At 56.1% G+C, this 20380-nt stretch carries 11 protein-coding genes; all 11 read left to right on the top strand.

Features of this window, described 5'->3' with window-relative positions:
- Positions 1–378 precede the first annotated feature (378 nt).
- A complete protein-coding gene (locus tag RBB47_RS30265; RefSeq protein ID WP_305989666.1) occupies positions 379–4101 on the top strand; it encodes an AAA family ATPase in 3723 nt (1240 codons plus the stop codon).
- 414 nt (positions 4102–4515) lie between these two features.
- Positions 4516–5736: a hypothetical protein gene (locus tag RBB47_RS30260; RefSeq protein ID WP_305989665.1), complete on the top strand. Its 1221-nt coding sequence runs from the start codon at positions 4516–4518 to the stop codon at positions 5734–5736.
- 278 nt (positions 5737–6014) lie between these two features.
- Entirely contained in the window at positions 6015–7907 is a 1893-nt protein-coding gene (locus tag RBB47_RS30255; RefSeq protein ID WP_305989664.1) for a calcium-binding protein, read from the top strand.
- 303 nt (positions 7908–8210) lie between these two features.
- Entirely contained in the window at positions 8211–9785 is a 1575-nt protein-coding gene (locus tag RBB47_RS30250) for an HlyD family efflux transporter periplasmic adaptor subunit (protein ID WP_305989663.1), read from the top strand.
- Positions 9785–11386: a glycosyltransferase gene (locus RBB47_RS30245; protein WP_305989662.1), complete on the top strand. Its 1602-nt coding sequence runs from the start codon at positions 9785–9787 to the stop codon at positions 11384–11386. The genes RBB47_RS30250 and RBB47_RS30245 overlap by 1 nt, the downstream gene beginning before the upstream one ends.
- Positions 11387–11560: 174 nt before the next feature.
- Positions 11561–12829, top strand: a complete 1269-nt coding sequence (locus RBB47_RS30240) for a hypothetical protein (RefSeq protein ID WP_305989661.1) — start codon at positions 11561–11563, stop codon at positions 12827–12829.
- Entirely contained in the window at positions 12822–13025 is a 204-nt protein-coding gene (locus RBB47_RS30235) for a hypothetical protein (protein ID WP_305989660.1), read from the top strand. The genes RBB47_RS30240 and RBB47_RS30235 overlap by 8 nt, the downstream gene beginning before the upstream one ends.
- Entirely contained in the window at positions 13022–14248 is a 1227-nt protein-coding gene (locus RBB47_RS30230) for an SEL1-like repeat protein (RefSeq protein WP_305989659.1), read from the top strand. The genes RBB47_RS30235 and RBB47_RS30230 overlap by 4 nt, the downstream gene beginning before the upstream one ends.
- A 3-nt stretch (positions 14249–14251) precedes the next feature.
- On the top strand, positions 14252–15760 hold the full coding sequence (locus RBB47_RS30225) for an MBOAT family protein (RefSeq protein WP_305989658.1): 1509 nt from the start codon (positions 14252–14254) through the stop codon (positions 15758–15760).
- A gap of 13 nt (positions 15761–15773) precedes the next feature.
- Positions 15774–17711 (top strand): hypothetical protein, encoded by a 1938-nt coding sequence (locus tag RBB47_RS30220; RefSeq protein WP_305989657.1) that lies wholly within the window; start codon positions 15774–15776, stop codon positions 17709–17711.
- A 95-nt stretch (positions 17712–17806) separates the two neighbouring features.
- A partial coding sequence (locus RBB47_RS30215) for a PAS domain S-box protein (RefSeq protein ID WP_305989656.1) occupies positions 17807–20380 on the top strand: 2574 nt, incomplete at its 3' end.

Raw genomic sequence — 20380 nt, 5'->3', positions numbered from 1 at the left:
TTCGTGATGCTGTCATTTTGATTGCCGAACCGAGGCCGAAAATTCTGGGTTGTCCGGTTTCTTTGTCCGGTGGCGCTACTATCGTCATGCTTGTAAAACTTCCAATAACTGTCTGACTTAAATAATTTTTTTCAAAATTCGCTCAGGCCGATCCTATTTTCGATTGAAAGGGCCAACAGAACTTGAGCTCATTTCCAAGCGTTGCGATTGTCCAAAATGGTCTGTCAAAAACGCGTCAATCCGCTGCCTTCAATTGAGCATCTCGTACAAATGTCGCCGTGAAAAATGCGTCAAAACGCACGAATTGAGCTAAAATAGGCTCGATTTGCAGCCCAGTTACGCGCTTTACAGCTTGCTTCAATGATCAAAGGCGAGGTTATGCACGCGAGCGCGAAGCAGTACGAAGGACAACTGGCAATGCTGGAGCCGTGCACAGAAGCACGCTTGACGATGCGGCTACTTGGAGGGTGCGATTTGCGCGTCGACAATCAGCCGCTGACGCTCCCGACCCGTCACTGTGCCCTTATATTGGCTTTTCTGTCGGCAGAACACGAGATTGAGCACAGCAGAGCCCGCATTGCCAACTTGTTCTGGAGCGACCGCGGCGAAGAACAGGCACGCGGTTCGCTTCGGCAAGCTCTCTATCAGCTCCGCAAGGCATTCGAGCCACACGGGTTGGCGCCGGTAACGTCGACGGCGAAATCAATTTGTCTCGACCGATCGCAGATCTGGTGCGATGTCCATGACTTGCAGACTGGCCGGTCAGGTTCGCTGACGGAATTCCGTGGAGATCTTCTGCTTGGCTGGGAGATAACCGCACCGGAATTCAATGATTGGCTTTCGGAAAAGCGCGCCGACGTGCGCACAATGATATCTTACCTGTCGGCATCAGCCATTGACGAAGCCAATCGGGCTGGCGACCTCACAGCGCTAACCCGTCATGCGCAACGGCTCATCACTCTGGATCCATTTAGTGAAGATCATGTTCGCCGGTTGATGTCTGTTTTTGCGCGCAGGGGTGAACTTGCCTCGGCGGTGGAAACCTATCGTCAATTCGAGGAACGCTTGCGCAATGAACTTCAGGTGTCTCCTTCAAATGAGACCCGTGCGCTTCTTGCCGAGATCGAAAATGAACTGCCCACGAAGCCTCTGCATAAAGAAAAGGAAACCGCGCCGGTCGGGTCGGCCAATGAAAACACGCCTTCCTTGCATGATGCTCAGCCGTCGAAGCTACCTGACGAATGCCGACAGCTGACTGTTCTCGCCATAACAACCGAAGCAGTCGAACCCGAATACACTGAGGTCGTTCCCGAACTTATCGCAAAGCGTATGGATCTGCTGAGGAGCAAGATCGAATTGGTTGCGAAGCGGTATGGCGGCAGCTGGGAACAAAACTCTGGAATGGCGTTTCTCGTGTATTTCGGTTGGCCCGAAATGCATGAAGACACCATAGAAAGCGCCATCAATGCAGCTGTCGACCTGCGCGATGAAGTGGAACGCGAACTGGGCACGAGGTGTCGCATCGGGATCTCAACCGGAAACGTGCTGATTGCGTCGCGAAATCTGAGCATTGTCGGCGGCGCGCCGAACCACGCACTTCACCTGATGGGGCAATCCACCCCTGGTGAAGTTCTCGTGGCAGAAAACACCCGGTCCTTGCTGGCTGCGAGCTTTGCATTCGAAGAAGTTGCCGTCAGAGGTTGCGGCGTCGCCCATCGATTTGTCCGTCCCCTGCGGCAAGACGAGAGTTACGAGCCACACCTTACGCATCTGGTCGGGCGAGATCGGGAGCTGGAAATGCTGCTCGATCGCTGGCGAATTTCGGCGAGCGGCGAGGGGCAACTCGTGATCATCAAGGGCGAGCCTGGAATTGGTAAGTCACGGCTGACGCAAACCTTTCTGGAGGAAATCTGCGAAGACTATGAAAAGTGCATCGTTCTCCAATGCGCGAGACAGATGCAGGAAAGGCCGCTTTATCCGATCGGTGAACATGTCATTGTGGCGGCTGAGTTGGATCTGAGGCAAAGCCCGGAAAGCAATTGGCTGGTTCTCGACACTTATCTTGAGGAATCCGGCGTTGCGTCGGAAGAAGATCGGAGTGTTATCGGTTATTGCGCGGGTATCACGTCGCTGAAACAGCCACTCGATGGATTGAGCCTGAGAAATGCGGTTCAGCAGGCTCTGGGGAACTATCTTCATGGCCTGTCCGAGTCGGGGCCCATTGCCATTCTTGTTGAAGACGCTCAGTGGGCGGACGCCACGACGCTGGCACTGCTGCAGCACGTGTCAGCCACTTTGCCGCAAAAGTCCGTGATGCTGATGCTCACGGCGCGACCGGCATTTCAACATCAGGCCTTCGATGCGTTCGACCCGGCAGTGTTTTCCCTCTCCAAGCTCTCTCGCACCCACGTTTCCGATCTGGTGGAGAAGCTTGTGATTGGCAAAGACGTGCCCACGCGAACCAAGGAAGACATCTGCGACAGGTCTGACGGAATACCCCTCTTTGCCGAAGAGCTGGCAAATAACATTGTTGAATCCGATCCCGAAAAGGAGACAGTTCCCAAGAGCCTCAGGGACGTACTGGTCGCAAGACTGAACAAGCTTGGTGAATCGCGCCATTTCGCCTTCAGAGCGTCATGCCTCGGGCGGCGTTTCAGGACGCACCTGCTTGAGCTCATATGTTCCGACTTGCCGGGTTCAGTTGACACCGCACTTGAGAAAATGCTCGAGGCGGGTCTGGTTTATCCGTTTCCCAATTCAGGCCCTGATGCGTTTTGCTTCAAGCATGCCCTTTTGAGAGACGCAGCCTACGAAAGCATCCCGATTATGACCCGGGCGGCAATTCACAAGACCATTTATGAGACCCTCAGCACAGCGAATGAGACCAAGCACGATCTGTTGGCTTGGCATGCCGCTCGTGCCGGCTTGCGTCGTGAAGCCGTCCATCATCTCCGCGTCGCTGCATCTGATACGTTACGAAAATTCGCGCACGGCGAGGCGAGGGCCCATCTTGAAAAAGCGCTTCGTCTGATTGACGCTGAAGAGCCGTGCGATGTTCCGGGCGAAACCCGCCTGATGCTGTTGAGTGAGCTTGCTCGATGCCACGCTCATTCGGATGGGTTCGGACACACAAGGACTGCATCAATTGTTGAAGATGCCGTCAAACTCTCAAGCGAGTTGCCTGGAAATCAAGTCGCGGCGCGGGTTCTCTGGCAGTCCTACTGCGTCCATCACATTCATGCAAATCACGTGGAGATTGCGCGCCTTGGCAAGGAAATGCTCGACCTGGCGAACTGGGACGATGCGGTCGGCATCCAGGAAGTAGTTGGTAAGCGCGCTATCGCGGTCGGTGACTTTTTGGCAGGGAACTTCGACGCTGCAGATGCGGGATTCAAGCGCGCCATAGAATTAATCGAAGGCATGTCGGATGCGCCCAGCATCGGCGGTGCGACGGACGTGGATCAGCTGATTTCCATGAAACTGATCAGAGCCCGCATCATGGCAATCACGGGTCAACCGGAGGCAGCCATAGCTTCGTTGCGCGAAATCGAAAAGACGAGCCGACAAACGGGCCACCCGCAAAACCAGATCACAACATTTGCGTCTGCCTCCTACATCTATCTCTTGCTCGAGAGATACGCGCCCGCAGTCGAAGCCGCAGAAGTTGCACGCGCTATCGCCAAGAAGTTTAAGCTCTCCATGTGGGAGGCGTATTCCGATCTCATGTTGACACTCCCCAAGATGCACCTTTCTTACACCGACGAGCTTGCAAATGAATACGAGTCCGCACGGAACAAGCTAAGGATGTCGTCGGCACAGTTCTCGGTTCTGATTTCCGATGCGCACTTTGCAGCTGTTCTTGCAAGATCCGGTCAAACGCAACGCGCCGGTCAAAAGGCGTCCGAGCTCCTGGCACAGGTCGACCTTGGGATTGAGCCCTGGTGTCACCCGGAAGTCATTCGCCTCGCAGTCGAAGCCGCACAAGTCTCGGGCATGAAGGACGCGGACTGGGCCGGGAATTGGCTCCAAAGAGCATTGTTGGTTTCCGAAAAACAGGGAACCGTCCTTTGGCGGGACAGAATTCAAAAAGCGCTGCATTGACCTTCCCGAAACCGAACGGGGTTTGGTTGACTCACCGGACAGGACAGCCACGGTTTTGCAGCCCGGCGTGACGCGAACACACGCATCGCCAAGGTGCGATTGTCCCTGTGATTTGACAGATTTTTCACCGATTTTTCTTGCGTACTTCGCAATAGCCCGATCGCAAATGACAGGCTTTTCACGCCGTGCGGCGATGATGTGCGCATAGGTAAAACTGTCGCGCAAAATCAATATTTTATCTGAATAGAACGCGGATAATACTTAATTCAATTTAAGTATTCAGAAAATTCATAAAATAAAAATCGATTAAAAAAGCATATTCTGCACTCTATCGGTCGCTAGTTCTTGCGCGAGGTGGATTTTCCAAGTTCAGGGGACTTTTTGTGCCTCGAACCGCCATTAGGAGAACACGACATGGAAAACGCAACGCGCATTCGGAAAAAAGCCAAAGAGCTTGGTGCGCCCTCTGCTGAAGACTTGATCGCCAATGTTCCCAGTTTAAGTAAGCTGCTCGCCCCTCAACATGTTGCCGAGTTCCAAAGAATTATCGATGCATCATTCCTGAATCCGATGTACGAGAAGCAGTTTCGCGATGCAATGGAAGCTTCCGTGACCGCGCGCTCTGGCGAGTTGATAATGTATGACGAAGCCAAGGTCAGGAACGCGCATGAAATTCGCGACCGGAAGATACGTGTTTCCAAAAGCGATGGTCATATTCGTTTGGACCATCACAAGATGCTGACTGCGGATGCGCTGACACCGCGCTCCAACAACCCTGACGAAGCGGAATACCTCCAAAAAGTACGCTCTGTTTTGAACTCGCTGGGGGTGTGGCTTCGAATTGAGCAGCCATGGCACCTCAAAGGCAGCAATCCCGCAATCTGGAAGTTCTGGTTTTCTCTTGGTCGTGACGGAGACACGATCAAAACAAACGACGCAATCATTGACCGGGAAGAGCTGCTTGGAACGGCCATGCTTGGCTACGGCTATTACAAGTCTGTGCTGACGGGCCACGTTCAATCAAAGCTCGACCGCGCCTTTGAGCGTTTTGACACGGCTTACCACAACGGTTTCATGTTGCATCTGGACATCATGCACACGCGCAGCGCGACGCCTTTCGTCGCGACAGTCTCGGATTTCTTCGGAGGCGCAGATTTTCCACCGCGCTCGATCTGGGACAAACCGGCGAAACTTCGGCGCATAGCCAGGGCGGCGAACAGGGGCGGCGATGTTGAAAAAGCCCGACATTATCTGGTCGCAGCCGCGCACATTGCCGAGTACAACGCGGAACTGCTGAACATCTACCTGGAAGACACGATCAAGGGTGGCGAACGGGCGGAACTCGCTCTTTTGATTACGGTCGCATTCGCGTCAATTGCAGAGACAGCACTCTACTTGACCGGTGCTGGGTTAGGCACGAAAGCGGCGCGCGCAGGCAGTGGGGCGAAACTCTCAAAGTCGGCACGGCATGAACTCGCCGAACGCTTCCGCCGCAGTTGGGGCAAAAAGAACAATATTTCGGAAGCTGAACTCAAACCGATGCGAGTCACTCCGCAAGGGCCGGCAACCAAACTCGGCAACCGAAAGGGAGGTCACAGCGCCGGGGGAGGGACCGGGTTTCACAAGTTCCCATAGTGTGCTTCTGGAGGCGGTTCACGGCCATGTCCTGAAAATTGCCCTCGCTTTGCAACTGCCGTTTGAGACAGAGCCCTGCAAAGGACAAAGGCATGATTGCAAAATCGGAAAATTGTGTCGCGTTTTCAAAAGCTCCGGTGAGCGGTAGAGCTGTTTGATTTTCAACTAATTGAAAAATATAGGAAAATTTTCAAGAGATGTGTCCAGCCTGATGGCCTGAAAGCTGCAACTACCTGGCTGATTTGCGCGGTCGCGCATCAGCAAAGGAGTGCATTGAGATGGCAAGCTTGCCTGCAACACGTCCGGTTATCGGGACGAATGAAGACGATATTTTGAACGGTTCAAGACACTCCGACGTAATGTCGGGGCGGTTTGGTGATGACGTTTTAACAGGCCAGAACGGCAACGACGAGGTTTGGGGCGGAACCGGTGACGATACGCTTTACGGAAACAACGGCAACGACACGCTCTACGGTTCGGGTGGTCCCAGTCTCGTTCAGGTAACATCGGTTGAAATTACCGATGATTATCCGGTTTCGGTGGTTTTCGAAGGCGAAACAGCCGGCTACCGGAATACGTTCGGGTACTACAAGATCGCCGACGACGGCACGATTACCGATGTCGAATTCATCTGGCCGAACGCTTCCCTGCAAGGCAGCGGCGGTGATCTCATTCAGGGACAATCCCGGGAATATCTCGATGTCGCGGCGGGTGACCGCATCGCGTTCTTCATCGTTTCCAACGGGTACAGCCGTAACGGCGGTTACTCGCATCTGGATCTTGAGAATGGGACGCTTGAGTTCCAGAATACGGATGGTTCGGTCGCGACTTTGGAAAGCGACAGCCCGCGGCTGTATCACATCGCGGAGGACGGAACCAAAACGCTCATCCAGTACGATCCCTATCATACGGCTGCCTACGGCGAGACCGTCAATCTGAACCCGGACAATATCCTTCACACAACCGGCGTTCTGAAAACGGACGCGGGCACCTTGACGCTCGGCTTCGAAGATCTCTTCAACGGCGGTGACCGCGATTTCGACGACAGCGTTTTTACGGTCGATATCGGTTTGTCCAATGCTCTTGTGTTGAACGCACATTATCAGACCGAAAGCGGCGGCTCCGACACGGACAGCGGCGGCAGGGATGATCCGACGATCGTGAGATCAGACAACGACGTGCTTTACGGCGGAACCGGCGCGGACGAACTGCATGGCCGTTCGGGTGACGACAGGCTCTACGGCGAAAACGGCAACGATGATCTGCATGGCGGAAGCGGTGACGATCAGCTCTTTGGCGGGTCCGGCGAAGACACGCTCTACGGCAACTCCGGCAACGATACGCTTTATGGCGGCAATCAGGACGATGACCTGAACGGCAACAACGGCAATGACGCACTCTTTGGTGAGGCGGGTGCCGATACGCTGAATGGCGGTACCGGAGACGACACACTGGACGGCGGCAACGACGATGATGTGCTCATCGGCGGATCCGGCGATGATATCCTGCAAGGGGGCTACGGTGACGATGTCTTGAAGGGGGGCGCTGGTAACGACGAACTGCGCGGCGGCCACAACAACGACAGGCTCTATGGCGGTCACGATGACGATACCTTTTTCGGCGATGCCGGAGACGACTATATGCACGGTGGCAAAGGCAACGACACGGTCGACTACACCGCGTTTGATGTCGATCTCTCAATCCTGCTCCACAACAAGAAGGCTCACGGCCAGGAGATCGGAACAGATACGCTGCATTTCATCGACAACATCAAGTCGGGCTCGGGCGATGACATTCTGAAGGGAACCTCAGGTGTCAACGTCATCGACGGCGGTGCCGGCAACGATTCAATCAGAAGTCTTGGGGGCAGCGATACGCTGACCGGCGGTGAGGGCGTGGATACGTTCATTTTCCGCAGCTACGACCTGAGCGGTCTTGACGTGATCACCGATTTTGCCATCGGTACCGACCTTCTCGACTTCAGCCACCTTGCCGGAAGTGACGACGATCAAACCTTTCTCGGCAAATTGCAGGCAGTCTCAACGGACGGCTACACGCTTCTGTCCGTGGACCTTGCCGGGGAAGGAAACTATCAGGATATCTGCAGCCTCAGCGGTACGGGAAACCAGTCGCTGCAATCGCTTTACGACAGTGATTGTTTCATTTTCTGAAGACTGCGACCTGAAATTCAAGGACATAAGCCGGGCTGCGGACTTTTTCCGCGGCCCGGCTTTCGCTCGGTCGACCCTGAAAGCTTTGCAAAATGGGAAACCCCGAGGGGTTCTTCGGCCGTAAAGACCTTTTCATTTTGCAAAGTTGGTCGGGTATCACGAAGGCAAGAGTTTCCGTACATCTATAAAAATCAATAACTTGCCGGAGTTTTTTTGCGCCTGCGAAAAAGGATTGGCGACACAAGGCAGTTGGCATTTCAGTTGCAGTGGGTCTGCTGTCGACGCAACAGCAGGAAACGCGACTTGGAGATTATTCACGAAAGACCCAGCCAGAGGCTGCACTACCGGGTAAAGGCGCCGATGCGCGTTACCATGGGAGAGCAGTCTTTCGACGCTGTCGATTGGGGTCTTGGCGGCTGCCGGATCGCAGGTGTCTCCCGTGTTCTTCCGGAAAAGGGCTCGCATCACACGCTCCTTTGCACGCTGCCGTTTCAGGGTTTCAACATAACGCTTCAGGCCGAAGCGGAAGTCGTTCGTCTCGATCACGAAAGAGGCGAGGCTGCATTTAAATTCACCGAGCTCGGCGAGCGCGAAAGCGCCCTGATGCAGCACTTCGTGGAAGACCTCGTTCGTGGCAAGATGACCGACGTCGCCGACACGATTGTGCGCATAGACACGCCGGTCACGCCGGTACCGATAAAGCCGGATCCCAATCCTTCAGATGCCATGCCTGTCCGCCGGTGGCCGGTCAAACAGATTATCATGACCCTTTTCTATTTTGCCCTGGGTGCGCTGGTCTTCGGTTATGTCGGCATTTATGTGTTCGCGACCTTGTTCCGCCTTGAAGTCACTTCGGCGGTCGTGACCTCAGAGCGTCAGGCAATCACCGCACCCGCAAATGGCCAGCTCCTGTCAGCGCAACATGGTGTCGGCGATGCCGTCGTTGCTGGGCAGGTTCTGTTGGTTATGGAAGACGGGCGGCACGAAGAGGCGTTACGCCGCGCACAGACGGCACTTGCTTCTACCCGGGCGGAGCTTGCCGAAACGGACGCCTTGCTAGCCGAAGAAAACCGGAAGGCCAAAGGTTACGCTCTCGTTGCGCGCAACAATGTGCGCCAGGCAGGCTCGCAGGTCGAAGGGCTTGAGCTTGCCAGGGAAAACGCGCTCCTCAAGGTTGATCGCATGCGTTCCCTCGCAAAGAAGGGCCTTGCCCTTGCCGATGATGTCGAGGCAGCGGAGCTGGAACTCAAGTCGGTGATCTCCGATCTCGAACGCAAGCAAATCCACATTCAGGAGCTTGAGGAGCTGATTGCCGGTGGCGACAGTGTCCGGCTTTTTACAGGCAATGCCTTTGCCGGACGTCTTGCGGAGATGAGGGCAAGGGTTGCCCGGTTGAAATCCCAGGAAGCATTCCAAGCCTCCATGGTTGAGAACCTGATGGACAAGGAAGCCACCTTGAGCGTGGCCGCTCCTTTTGCTGGCCTGATCAGGGAAAAAGACATTTTGGTGGGTGCCGCCGCCAGGCAGGGTGACCCGCTGCTGGTTCTGGAAAAATCCGGGTCAGAACAGGCCAGCGCATTCCTGACGCAGGATGAAGTGCTTCACGTTCGCCTTGGGACAACGGCCAACATATTCATTCCTTCGGAAAACCGCTGGGTCAGGGGGATCGTCGATCACATCGACCGGACGGACGGATTTGTTGACGAAGTGTCGGAGACGTTCCGTTTCAGATCACCGGATGCACGTTCGGCCAAGGTCACGCTGATCCCTGACGGTGAGGCGTTTCCCGTCAGCGGTACGCCCATCACAGTCTATTTCGAACGTCATCGGAACAATCTCGTGTTCCGCACAGCGCAGCAACTGGTGAGTGGACTGTGATGGAAACGGACAAGGCATCACGTCCCTACAAGGTGGATGAAATCATGCATCAGCCGACGGGCTGGGCGAAATGGACTCCGTGGGCGCTCTTCCAGATAGCACTCTATTTCGGCTGCTGTTTCATAGGGCTGACGATCTTTGAAAACGTGTTCTTCAGCCCGTCCACGAAAGAGATAACCATCGTCATCGGCCTCCTGGGTATCTGGCGCTACGGCTGGTGGTTCACCCATGCGGTGCGGGCGTGGATCTATGGCAAGTTCGTCTATCCGTCCATGCGCGACGCGGGCAAAAAGGTCTGGGAAGAGGGCTGGCGGCCGCGCCACCTCCACTTCATGATGACGACCTACAAAGAGCATCGCGACATTACGGAAAAAGTGGTCCGCTCCATCTGCCGCGAAATCCGCGGCGCGGGTGTGCCGGGCACGATCTGGCTCGGATCGGGCGACCGCTATGACGAAGACCTAATTTCCGCTCTTCTCACGCGCGAGTGGTCCGATCTGGACGTCACCTTGCACGTGGTGCGGCAAAATCAGCCCGGCAAGCGGCTGGCGATCGGACTGGTTCTCCGCGCTATGAGCCGCGGCAATGTTGAGGACGATGACCTCATCATCTTTATGGACGGCGACTTCATTCTGGCTCCCAACGCTGTTGGCGCCTGTCTGCCTCTTTTCAAGCTGTATCCTGATCTTCAGGCCTGCACGACGGATGAGGAAGTGCTGTGTATCGGCCCGCGCTGGATCGCGAACTGGCTGACGATGCGCTTCGCGCAGCGCCGCCTTGCCATGCAGTCGCACTCCTTGTCCGGCAGGGTCCTCACGCTGACGGGACGCATGTCCGTGTTCCGCGCCAACCACCTGGTGAAATTGAAATTCATTCGCCTTTTGGAGGCCGACCATCTGGAACACTGGCTCTGGGGCAAGTTCCGCTTTCTGTCCGGCGACGACAAGAGCACCTGGTACTACATGCTGCAATCGGGTTGCCGGATGCTCTACGTTCCCGATGCCATGGGCTACACCGTCGAGGTGATCGAGGGCTCCGGCATGGACCGGATGGTGCAGAACTTCCGCCGTTGGTCAGGCAACATGCTGCGCAACGGCACCAGGGCACTGGCCCTTGGACCGCATCGCATGCCGTTTTTCATCTGGTGGTGCTTGCTGGATCAGCGAATATCCATGTGGACCATGCTCGTCAGCCCGGTTCTTGCCGTGTGCACATCGCTGCTGTACGACCCGTTTTACATTTTCGGCTATGTCGTCTTCATCTGCATCACACGCATGCTGCTGTCTCTGTTCCTGTTTCAGTATGCGCGCAAGGTCGATCTCAGCTATCCCTTCATTCTCTATTTCAACCAGCTCATCAACGCATCGGTGAAGGTCTACTGCATTTTCCGCCTGTCCAAACAGCGCTGGTCCAATCGCGGCGATCAGCGGGCAGGTGAGGGTGACGGTCTGGTTGCGACCCTGCAGAACTGGATGGCGAGTTACTTGACACTTCTCTACGTCACGATGCTGTTCCTGGCAGTGTGCCTGATGGCCGGTCTTATCGACCCGCCGAGCGGCAGGATGGTCACTTTTTTGTTGGGACTTGGTTCGCCTGCCTGAGGGGCGAACATCTTCCCAATTTGCAAATCCTGTTTTTCAAAGTCGAAAGCAGCTTGAATTCTCAATTTCGGAACATCGATATAAATATCTGATTTTAATGGGAAAAAATCTGAATTAGGCACTGGCGCGGTTCTTGATTGCATTGGTCAAGCAATCAATTTCAGGGGCCATGTCATGAGAGCCAAGCCGAAATTCTATAGCACTGCCTTGATGCTGACCGCACTGGCCGCCTTGGCGCCGGTTATGTTCAACATCGTTGTCGATGCCTATGACCACAATCAGGTCGTCGATCTTGATCTCAACAAGGAAGAGATCAGCGTCAAGGCGCACTACCCGCTCTACAAGATGATCGAGTATCCGCGGATCAAGGCGCCGACGGTCATTCTGGGAGACAGTCGGGCGCGGGCGCTGCAGAACAAGTACTGGCAGGAGCTGGGCCGGGACGACGTTTACAACTTCGCCTATGGCGGAGCGACGGTCTACGAAATCTACGACACTTTCAAATACCTTCAGGAAAAGGTCGAACTAGACACCCTGATTGTGAGCCTCCCGCTCAGAAGCATGGATGCGCGCTTTAAAGGGGGCATGAACCGCGTACCGGAGGCGATTGCGCTCGCTGACGACCCCTTCGGCTACTACACGAACTGGTTTGTCGCAAAGACCGGTTGGAAGCTCTTGCAAGACCGCTTTCCGGTCCTGGCGCCTGACGTCGAAGGCGTCTCGCTCTGGCCGGTTCAAGGCGCACGGGCTGCTGAATTCGCAGCGCTTGAAAATATTACCGTGGAGTCACTGCTCGACCCGGCTCTATGCGACGAGTGCAAACTGACAGCCCCTGTCGGGCCGCTCGTCCTGCGCTCGGTATATAACGGACATGGTTTCGGCCTCGGCAGCTGGGCTGGATATTGGCCCGAAATCTCGATTGACCGGGATTTGCCACAGCTTTTCGCCAAACAGGTTGGTACCAACGGTGCCGCAGACTGGCGGCGCTTCAAACAGTCGGACGATCTCTGGAACAAGGTCGAGGAAATTGCCGCCTGGTGCGAGGAAAATGACGTTCGGCTGATTTTCCTCATTCCGCCAACCATTTCGGAAATGCAGCGCCGGATCAGCGATTTCGGCCTGGCGGCCGCGAACCACGCGTTCCGGGAGCGTCTGGCAACTCTTGCTCCAGTCGTGGATCTTGATTTCGATGCACCTTTCACCCGCGATCTGAAAAACTTCACTGACGCCTACCATTTCGGTTCCGGCCCGGCCCGCAAGATCGTCGGAGAGCTCTTGATGCTCATCGACGAGGACCGGGGCCGCCGAGCGCTCGTCGAAAAACGCCGCGGCGCGCTTGCGTGTCCCGCAACTGAAGCCGACGTCAGCAACGCCCATTCGGAAGGGACTCTTGAACTGCTTGAGGGCTCCTCCTGCAGGCTTTGGAGGCGGTCCAATGGGTAAGCGGACGAAGATTTTCGAAGACATCCTGATCTTCTCGACCGGCTTGCTCATCGGTCTGCTGATCACTGCGGGATTGCCCGAACTGGCGGAGCAGGGTGGCGGAAACACAAAGTCACGCGACGAGCAGATCATCGCTCCGCAAACCGTAGCAGGCGTTTCGCCGTTTGAAGCAAACATCCGGGAGCCATTGCAATGACACGGAAAAAGCTGACTCGTAGAAAATGGAAGTTTCTGCTTCTGGCCGCCATATTCAGCGCTTCCGGCGCGATCGCGCTCCTGCCGGGCCATCAATCGGAAACTTCGAAATCCGAACGGATTGACCCGACGATCGAGGAAATGATCAAGCAGGCCCGCGGTCTGCAGAAGGTGGGGCGTTGGGAGGCAGCCGCCGATATCCTGACCCAGCTCGCCAATGACGGGCATCCGGTAGCGCTGTTCCATCTCGGCAGGGCTTACAGGAACGGCTGGGGCGTCGATGCCGATCTGGATCAGGCGCGTCTGATCTTCATGGAAGCGGTTCGGTACAGTTTCTCGTATCGCGGTGAGACGGCCTACGAACTTGGCCGGCTGTTTCAGCGCTCATCTGGCGAGAAATGCTCTCAGATCGCGCTGCAATGGTTCTTGAAGGCGCTCTCTTGGGACTATCCGAAGGCACACGTTCAGCTGGCCAAACACTTTGAGCGGGGCATCGGAACCGAGCGCGACCTGGAGGTGGCGTTTCATCATTACGAACGCGCTGCCATCGCAGGGTACCCCTCTTCAACAATCAACTACGCCCGCATCCTGCTGAATGGACGCTACGGCACCAGCCCTGATCCGGAAAAAGCGCGCTTTTGGGCTGAACGCGCAATCGCGGGGCTGGAGAAAAAGGCACGCGACGGGTCTGCGAGTGCCGCCAAGGCGCTTGGGCGCATAAGCCGCGACGGTGAGTTTCTTGAGGCAGATATGACGCTCGCACGCGAATGGTTTTTAAGGTCCGCGGACCTCGGAGACGCGGGTGCCATGCATGATCTTGCCCAGATGCTTTTGGCGCAGCAGCAAGAAGACGAAAACGCCGATGAGGCGATCAAGTGGCTTCGTCTTGCCGCCAAGGCCGAACATGGTGGAGCGCTCACTGCGTTGGCCCGGCTGCATCTGAAGAGCCGCTACGGTCTCAAGGCCGAGCCGGCCGTCCAGCTGCTGGAACGTGGCGTTGCCACCGGCCATCCCGGCGCGATGGAAGAACTTGGGCGTCTTTATGCGACGGGCACTCACGTCCAGCAGAACCGGACAAAGGCCTTCGAACTGGCTCGCAAGGGCGCCGATAGAGGGCACCAGGGCAGCGCCAGTCTTCTGAAGGAACTTCAGAAACTCGACGAAGCAAATCGCACCACCATCGAGCGGTCGTTTCCGGCCCAAATCGAAACGAAGGAGGGTTGAGCCATGGTTTTCAGTTCCCTTGAATTCATCTACCTTTTTCTGCCGCCAGTGCTGCTGGGATATCTGACCCTTCGTCACTTCGGCTGGGAAAACGGCATCATCTGGTGGCTGATTGTCGCCTCGCTCCTCTTTTACGCATGGTGGACGCCGATCTATCTCCCGCTTCTGCTGGGTTCGGTGGTTGTCAACTACGGCTTTCATCGGGTCTTGCGGGCTGTCCGGGACAAGTACATCCTGACCATCGGGATCGTTTTCAATCTCTCCCTGATTGCGGTCTTCAAATACGCAGACTTCTTTATCGGCAACGCCAACCTGATCGCCGGCGCGGATATTCCGTTGCTGCACCTCGTGTTGCCTCTGGCGATCTCATTCTTCACGTTTCAGCAGATCTCGTTCCTGATCGACACCTACAAGGGTGACGTTTCGAAGTGCGACTTTCCGCGCTACATGCTGTTCGTGGTGTTCTTCCCGCAGCTGATCGCGGGTCCCATCGTGATGCAGAAGGAAACCATTCCCCAGTTTCGTCTGCCGGTTTTCCAGAACAAGCTGGTCTTGAACCTGGCCGTTGGCGGCACCCTATTTGCGATCGGTCTGTTCAAGAAAATCGTGCTGGCTGACGGCATTGCACCCTACGCCAATTCGGTTTTCAACATGGCCGAAACCACATCCGGCGTGCCGATGGAGGCAGCCTGGATCGGCGCGCTGGCCTATACATTCCAGCTCTACTTCGACTTCTCCGGTTATTGCGACATGGCGCTTGGTCTTGCGCGCCTGTTCGGGATCCGTTTGCCAGTCAACTTCAACTCGCCTTACAAAGCCACGAGCATCTCCGACTTTTGGCGCCGCTGGCACATCACGCTGTCCCATTTCCTGCGGGACTATCTGTATATCCCGCTCGGTGGGAACCGAAGCGGACCGGTGAGGCGTTACGCCAACCTGATGATCACCATGCTACTGGGCGGCCTCTGGCACGGCGCCAGCTGGACATTTGTCTTCTGGGGTGGACTGCACGGTGCTTATCTGGCGATCAATCACGGCTGGTCCGCCTTGGTCTCCGCCGGCTACATTCCGGCCATTCTTCCGAAACCTGTCGGAAATCTCCTGAGCCGCGGCATCACCTTGCTGGCCGTTGTCGTCGCCTGGGTCTATTTCCGCGCCGAGAGTTTCGATGGAGCCAACAACATTGTTTTGGGAATGACGGGTCTGTCGACCGTCTACGAGCCCAAACTCTGGGAAACCATGGTCACCGGCACAACACAAGTTTGGGCTGCCATGATCTTCCTCGCCGCCATCGTCTTCCTGTTGCCGAACGCGATCGAGTTCACGGAAAACTACAATCCTGTCCTTGGCCTGAAAAAGTTGATCTCTCAAAGACCTTCGGAAGGGTTCTTGCCTTTGCGCTGGAAGCCAAGCGCGGGCTGGGCCGCAGCGGTGTCCGTTCTTTTCGGGATAGCGCTTATCCAGACCTATCGCTTGGCCGAGTTGACCGAGTTCATCTACTTCAACTTCTAACCATCAGGTCAAAATGCGACATCTTTTTCAGATACTCGGTCTTTCCGCTGCCATGTGCTCGCCTTGCGCGCTGGCAGCGGACATAAAAGTCTCCAAAAACCAGCTCACGCTGACGACACAGACCACGATGGTGGATCTTCGGAGCGGCATCGTCTCTCGCAAGGGTGAGGAGGGGCTCTGTCTGGAAAACGTCGCGCAGGCCGGACCGCACAGGATGGTTGTGCGGCGCGACCCGGGCGATGATGTACCCAAGGTGACTGTCAACGGGATCCGGCAGGACTGGATCGAAGCCGCATCAGGCCGCGCACGAATGCGTGCGCTCAGGCTTTCAAGGGATGGATCCGTGGCGGTGTTGCGATCCTGGAAAACGGGCGCGAAACAGACCGAATTTCTGCGAGACGGACAGATTCTCAAAAGCTGGAAGCGAGACAGTTCCGTGAAGCTGCTCCGCTACACAAGCGATGCGGTGCTGTTTCTGGAAAAACGGGCAGGGAAGACATGGCATCTCAACCGGTACACGCGAAATACTGACGGTCAAACCGTCTCCGAAGCAGAGACACTCGTGGACTTCGGTGTTTGCCAGCCGCGCAAATTGAGGTTTGCCGGAGATGTCCTCTGGGCTCAACTGAACTGCGGCAAGAGCGGCGGGCAGGGCATATACAAAATTGACCTCAAGACAGGTGTTGTCGGCCGACCGCTGATCGGTTCGAACAGCGCAGGATTTACCAATCTTCCAAAGTCCTTTGGGTTGTCTGGCGGGCAAAAGGTGATGGACGTGTCAGGCACGCCGGCAGCTGTTCGGTTCTTTTTTGCGGCCTCAGGGCTTCTCTTGTCACAGACCGGAGAGGTCCGGGCCTGCTCGTCCGATGCCGAAGGACTTCAAAGCTGGAACCAGAGTTATCGGTTACGCGCACTTTCCGAGCTCTTTGAAAAGACCGGCGCCGAGGTCTTTGCCCATCTTGCACTCAAGTCGATGCGTCTCACATTGGCGTCAAAAGATGTGCCGCAAGACCTGACGGACGCTGAGCGCTCCGATTGCGGCTGGGGTTCAACAATCTACGGCGGCAATCCTTCAGAACGGCTGTCGCTGATGATCAATCAGGCGATGATCACCAATGCGCTAACCAGGTCCTGCGAAACGCTCGCAAACCTGTGTCCGGCCGCAGTGGCAGAGGAGATTGCAGTGACGAATAGCTGTCTCGCCCGGACCTATGAGCGCGACTTCGATGCCGAAAGCGGCCTTTACCGGATCAATGGAGAAATCGATTTCCGCTTCGCGGGCAAGTTTGCGCCCTGGAATTGGCAAATTGCGTTCGCCAACGTTTTGAAGTCCATTCCGGAGCCCGGGCGGCAGGAAAGAGCAGAAGAGATAGTCCAGGCCTTCCTGGCGGAATGGCAACAGGACGAACATGGCGGTCTTTGGCGCTACTGGCCCAAAGATTTCTATCTGGAAAAGGGCCTGTCTCAGAAGCAATTGTCCGCCCAAAGGTTTGAAGACACGGGCCATGCGGGGATCACACTCCTGAACCTCAGTGACTTTGCTTCCGGTTCGGCTGACGAGATTGCCGAAGCCGTGAAGAAACGGCTCGATTTCCTGCTGGCATCCGGCCTTGAAACACCGAGAGACCTGGATGGAACGGGACCGAAGGCAGATCGCTGGTTTCCGGCAAGTGGCTGGAGCCACTACGCGACGGAAAAGTTTCGGGACGTCTATTCGGCACCTGTCCCCGGGCAGACAACGGCCGATACCCTGTATGCTTACGCCCATCTGTTCGACGCATCAGACAAATTTGAGCTGACGATCGATTTCTACAGCTGCGAGGACATATGCACCAAGGAGCGAGCGCTCTCTTACGAGAGCCTGCGGTCTTTCTTGGACGACAATCCATTTTTCCGCATATCGGAGAGCCCTCACGATGCGTTGGAACCTCGAAAGCAAGAAATTCAATGAGATAAATCGAAAATTTATTTCCGATGAGCAAGCTTACACCCGAAGCCTTACGCAAGGGATGCGGTTCTGAAGGTGAGGACCGGAAGGGACGAAAAATGCGCAAGTGGATCCAGGAACTGACATACGACGCCACGTTCTGGCTCGTCCTGGTTTTCATCTCGGCCTCGGCGATCGCCGCCTATGTAATCGCCGTGGACTTCGGGCAAAAGGCGAGGACTGCTGATCTTTCAGCGGCTGCAAGGGCCCAGTCCGAGTTGTTGACGGCTGCGCGGTCGTTCTATTCCCGCGAAGTGGTCGACAAGCTCTATTCGTCCCAGGATGTCTCGGTAAGTCACGACTATCACGACAAGGACCTGACAATCCCAGCTCCGGTCTCGATGACCCTGGCGCTTGAAGATGAGCTCAAGGCGCAAGGAGCCAGCAGTGCGATCCGGATGTTGTCGACGCATCCGTGGCCCTGGCGCCAGGACCGCCAGCTGGATGTGTTTGAGACTGAGGCTCTTGCAGCGATCGAAAACAACCCCGACCAGCCGTTTCAACGCCTTGAACAACGAGACGACGGAACGTTCTTTCGCAGCGCGACGGCGGTTCGGATGGAAGAGAGCTGTATCGCCTGCCACAACACGCACCCTGAATCGCCAAACACGGTGTGGGAAGTCGGTGATGTCCGCGGCATCCAGGAAGTCATAATCCCGGCGAGCGCGCTTTATGGGACCGGGTTCACCTCGATCGACAATCTGATTTTCATGCTGGCGATCGCGTTTACGGCGGCGCTTGTGCTGACATTCGTGCTCTCGCTCCAGCGCCAGCGCGCTATGCGCCGTCTTGCAGGTCTCGCCGAAGCGGAACGTGAGAAAAATGATGCCCTGGTGAAGGCGACATTGCGTGCCGAAACCGGGGAAGCACAGGTCAGCGCCATTTTGGATACCATGCTCGACGGCGTCCTGACCCTTTCGCCCACTGGCGAGGTTCTGAGCGCGAACAAAAGAGCGCTTGCCATGTTCGGCGTTAAAGAGACCGGCGATATCGTTGGTCAGCTGATCTGTGATTTCCTGCCCGACACCGGGGACGAGGATTTGCCGTTTGAGTGTTATCCCGGCACGGGAACGTCGATCGAGACAACCGGCAAGCGCCTTGAGGCAACTGGCAGGCGGCTGGACGGCAAGGAGTATCCGGTCGAGATGTCCCTTTCGGAGGTCATGATCGACGGTTCATCTACCTTCACGGCGATCTTCAGGGACCTGACGGATCGGAAGGCTGCCGCGGCCAAGGTCAAACAGGCCGAGACCCGCCTCGTTGATGCGATCGAGTCCCTGCCGGATGGTTTCGTGCTTTACGATGCCGAAGACAGGCTTGTCCTGTGCAACAGCAAGTACAAGGAATTCTACAGTTCCAGCGCCGACCTCATTCAACCGGGAGCAAAGTTCGAGGACATAATCAGGAAAGGCGCAATGCGCGGGCAGTATCAGGTTTCCGACAGCGTTCTGGAGGACTGGGTCGCGATGCGTATGGAGCATCATCAGTATCCGGGTGCTCCAATGGAACAGCACCTGGACGATGGCCGCTGGTTGCGCGTCATCGAGACCCGCACAAGCGAGGGCGGACTTGTCGGGTTCAGGGTGGACATCACCGAACTCAAGAACCGCGAAGCTGAATTGAGGCGCAACGAAGATTTACTGCGCAACGTTGTGGATGCGTCGTTTGACGGTGTCATCGTTATGAACGGTGACGGTATCGTGCTCGACTTCAGTCCGGCCGCGGAAGACGTCTTTGGCTGGAAGGCCGCCGAGATGGTCGGCAACAAAATGTCGAACTACATCATTCCGCAAAAATACCGTCAGGCTCACGACGATGGGTTGGCCAGGTTCCTCAAGACCGGCGAAGGTCCCGTCCTCGGCAAGCGGATCGAAATCGAGGGACAGCACAAGGACGGTCACGAGATCATTGTCGAACTTGCCATCCGCCACACAAAAGGGGCTGATGGACCGCTTTTCCTTGGCTATGTCAGAGATATCACGGAACGCAGGGCCGCGGACGCGGCACTCAGGGACGCAAAGGAAAAGGCTGAAGCGGCAAACGAGGCCAAGGCCAAGTTCCTGGCGATGATGAGTCACGAAATCCGCACACCGATGAACGGTGTGCTCGGGATCTTGAGCCTGCTGCGCGATACCGAGCTTGATCCGGCACAGGCCGAGTATGTCAAGACAGCGCGCGAGTCAGGACGCTCGCTGCTCGAATTGATCAATGACATTCTTGATTTTTCAAAGCTCGAAGCCGGCCGGATGGAACTCGACCCGACCCCCTTCAGGCTCACGACCGTGGTCAAAAGCGTGTTCGACCTGTTCAAGCCGATTGCGCAGGACAAGGGGCTGCAGCTTTCCATGAATTTTGCATCCGATCTGCCCGTGAACGTTGTGGGAGATTCAGGCCGGTTGCGGCAGGTGGTTTTGAACCTGGTTTCCAATGCGATCAAGTTTACCGAGATCGGCTTTGTCGAGATTGCCGTTGACGTGAAGAAAAACGACCCGGTCGAGCCGACATTCAGGTTCACCGTCAAGGACTCCGGGATCGGAATACCGGCAGACAAGCATGAAGCGCTGTTCGGAGATTTCGTGACCGTTGACACCAGCTACACCAAGAAGCAGGGCGGCACCGGGCTCGGCCTTGCG

Source organism: Roseibium sp. MMSF_3544 (assembly GCF_030732845.1).
Taxonomy (GTDB): Bacteria; Pseudomonadota; Alphaproteobacteria; order Rhizobiales; family Stappiaceae; genus Roseibium.
Note: the sequence above shows the minus strand (reverse complement) of the source record. Positions and strands in the feature narration are given on the sequence as shown.

What these genes read in the sequence shown, in the direction of transcription:
- RBB47_RS30265 (WP_305989666.1), top strand. Translation starts at nt 379, where the DNA reads ATGCACGCGAGCGCGAAGCAGTACGAAGGACAACTGGCAATGCTGGAG.
- RBB47_RS30260 (WP_305989665.1), top strand. Translation starts at nt 4,516, where the DNA reads ATGGAAAACGCAACGCGCATTCGGAAAAAAGCCAAAGAGCTTGGTGCG.
- RBB47_RS30255 (WP_305989664.1), top strand. Translation starts at nt 6,015, where the DNA reads ATGGCAAGCTTGCCTGCAACACGTCCGGTTATCGGGACGAATGAAGAC.
- RBB47_RS30245 (WP_305989662.1), top strand. Translation starts at nt 9,785, where the DNA reads ATGGAAACGGACAAGGCATCACGTCCCTACAAGGTGGATGAAATCATG.
- RBB47_RS30240 (WP_305989661.1), top strand. Translation starts at nt 11,561, where the DNA reads ATGAGAGCCAAGCCGAAATTCTATAGCACTGCCTTGATGCTGACCGCA.
- RBB47_RS30235 (WP_305989660.1), top strand. Translation starts at nt 12,822, where the DNA reads ATGGGTAAGCGGACGAAGATTTTCGAAGACATCCTGATCTTCTCGACC.
- RBB47_RS30230 (WP_305989659.1), top strand. Translation starts at nt 13,022, where the DNA reads ATGACACGGAAAAAGCTGACTCGTAGAAAATGGAAGTTTCTGCTTCTG.
- RBB47_RS30225 (WP_305989658.1), top strand. Translation starts at nt 14,252, where the DNA reads ATGGTTTTCAGTTCCCTTGAATTCATCTACCTTTTTCTGCCGCCAGTG.
- RBB47_RS30220 (WP_305989657.1), top strand. Translation starts at nt 15,774, where the DNA reads ATGCGACATCTTTTTCAGATACTCGGTCTTTCCGCTGCCATGTGCTCG.